The sequence below is a fragment of the Caballeronia sp. genome (assembly GCF_049581465.1).
Lineage (GTDB): Bacteria > Pseudomonadota > Gammaproteobacteria > Burkholderiales > Burkholderiaceae > Caballeronia.
This window is the reverse complement of record NZ_JBAUSA010000547.1, coordinates 1-2,714: the sequence shown is the minus strand read 5'-3', so window position 1 is coordinate 2,714 and position 2,714 is coordinate 1. Positions and strand designations below refer to the sequence as shown.

General features: G+C 54.2%; 2 protein-coding genes. Both read left to right on the top strand.

The window, feature by feature from the left end; genetic code table 11:
• Positions 1-370 precede the first annotated feature (370 nt).
• Positions 371-952: a flavin reductase gene (locus WCA53_RS13500; protein WP_423910839.1), complete on the top strand. Its 582-nt coding sequence runs from the start codon at positions 371-373 to the stop codon at positions 950-952.
• 36 nt (positions 953-988) lie between these two features.
• Positions 989-2,542: a 4-hydroxyphenylacetate 3-hydroxylase N-terminal domain-containing protein gene (locus WCA53_RS13495; protein WP_423910834.1), complete on the top strand. Its 1,554-nt coding sequence runs from the start codon at positions 989-991 to the stop codon at positions 2,540-2,542.
• Positions 2,543-2,714 lie beyond the last annotated feature (172 nt).

Below are 2,714 nucleotides of genomic sequence, written 5' to 3'. Positions count from 1 at the left end.
TAAGAACGATGGGTGACGGGCTGCCTTTCTTCACGGTATTTGAAATGCCATCGAGCCCGCCTCAACTGTAATTTCGGCTTGTGTTGCTTCAGCGGACGGTCTAGTCGACCGAAGCTCGTCCTGCCTTCTTCGCTCACCGCCTTTTCAATCTTCCGGGCGGGCGAGACTAACGCCATCTCAGCCTGTGTCTCTCAGGCCACCTCCGCCTTTGCGCAGTGAAGCAGTCGCTTGGTGCATCTATATCGATGCCCTGACGGAATAGTGTTTATGCCGCCAATCTGTAGATTCCCAAAAAGAAAAAGATAACAATCAATTCCATAAACGGAAAGGAAATCAAAAGCCCGAGTAACCTTCCATCTGGAGACGCGTGATGCCCAACACGCAGAATAGACAAGAAATAGCAGCTGATTCGACAGTTGGCTCACTACTGGGAACTATGCCGGAGACAATATGCGCGGAAGTAAGCGCGACTGAGTTCAGGGAGGCGCTCTCCAAAGCAATTACCCCGGTGACTATCCTGGCCACTGACGGCCCGAGTGGGAGAGCCGGAGTGACCTGCTCTGCAGTCTGCTCAGTATGTGACACCCCTCCGACTGTTTTGGTTTGCATCAATCGCAGCAGCTTCGCGAATGGCGTAATCAAGGCGAACGGGATACTCACTGTGAACTGGTTAAGCGCAGGCCAAAGTGAACTGTCCCAGCTCTTCGCGGGGGTCGGCGGCTTGTCAATGCCCGAACGGTTTGCCAGGAGTCAGTGGGGAACCCTGGCAAGCGGCGCGCCCTACTGCAAAGAAGCAATGATGACGCTCGATTGTCGTGTTGCAGATGCTATTGAGGTTGGGACACACAGCCTTATCTTCGCACGCGTAATCGCAACCACTAAGGCAGACGAACGCCACCCCCTCGCTTACTACCAGCGCGCCTACGCAACAACCCAACCCGCAACGCTTTAACCCGTCGCTTTACATTAAATTCTCGAAGGATAAGTCATGATTCGAACCGGTCGTCAATACCTTGAATCCCTGAATGACGGGCGTCAAGTCTGGGTGGGAAACGAAAAGATCGACAACATTGCCACGCACCCGAAAACACGTGACTATGCGCAGCGCCATGCAGATTTCTACGACTTGCATCATCGGGCCGATTTGCAAGACGTCATGACTTATATTGACGAGGATGGTGAGCGACGTGCAATGCAATGGTTCAGCCACCACAATAAGGAACAACTCAGGCGTAAGCGCAAGTATCACGAGACCGTAATGCGTGAAATGGCTGGTGCATCCTTTCCCCGTAGTCCCGATGTGAATAACTACGTCTTGACGACTTACCTGGACGATCCGACGCCGTGGGAGACTCAATCCATTGGTGCGGAAGGCCACATCAAGGGAAAGAATATCGTTAACTTCGTCAACTTTGCGAGGGACAACGATTTTAACTGCGCACCGCAATTTGTCGATCCGCAAATGGACCGGTCCAGCCCGGATGCACAGGAGCGCTCGCCCGGTTTGCGTATCGTTGAAAAGAACGAGAAGGGAATCGTTGTCAATGGCGTTAAAGCGATCGGCACGGGCGTCGCTTTTGCGGACTGGATCCATATCGGCGTATTCTTCCGGCCCGGCATTCCCGGCGAGCAGGTTATTTTCGCAGCAACCCCGGTCAATACCAAAGGGGTGACGATCGTTTGTCGTGAGGGCGTGGCGAAGGAAGATCCAATCGAACACCCGCTGGCCTCGCAGGGCGATGAACTCGACGGTATGACTCTTTTCGAGAATGTCTTCATTCCGTGGTCGCATGTCTTCCATATTGGCAATCCTGAACATGCCAAGCTTTACCCGCAACGTGTGTTCGACTGGCTGCATTACCATGCGCTGGTTCGCCAGATGGTGCGCGCTGAGCTCATGGCCGGACTAGCCGTCCTGATCACCGAGCATATTGGAACCAACAAGATTCCCGCCGTGATGACCCGCGTTGCGAAGTTAATTGGTTTCCATCAGGCCATGCTAGCCCACGTTATCGCGGCCGAGGAATTGGGCTTTCACACGCCCGGCGGCCATTACAAGCCGAATATCTTGATCTACGATTTTGGCCGCGCGCTGTATCTCGAGAACTTCTCGCAAATGATCTACGAACTGGTCGACCTTTCCGGGCGTAGTGCCCTGATCTTCGCCAGCGAGGATCAATGGAACGATGCGACGCTCAACCCCTGGTTCGAACGCCTGAATAGCGGACCCGTCGGCAAGCCACATGACCGCCTTAAGATCGGCCGGGTGATCCGTGACCTGTTCCTGACGGACTGGGGTAGCCGCCTGTTTATTTTCGAAAATTTCAACGGCACGCCGCTGCAAGCCATTCGCACGCTAACCATGCAACGGGCGGAATTCTCTGGCTCGGGCCCGTACGCAAGGCTCGCTCGCCGGGTGTGTGGAATCGAGTCGGAAGTCGACATCAACTCCGATTACAAAGCGACCGCCGACTACGCCAAAGCGCTCGATTCGGCGCGGCATCAAGAATCGCTGGCGCTTAGCGGGACAATGTCCATCTAACTCACTAATAGCCTAAGGTACCGTGCTTTCGCGCGGTACCGTTTCTCTCCAATAAGGTATCGATTTATGGTTGATGAACTTTTTTTAGACCGTGTGTTTCGCAATGGTCGTAGCCAAAACGGGTGGCTTCCCGAGCCGGTGTCGGACGAGCAACTGAAGCAAGTGTACGAAC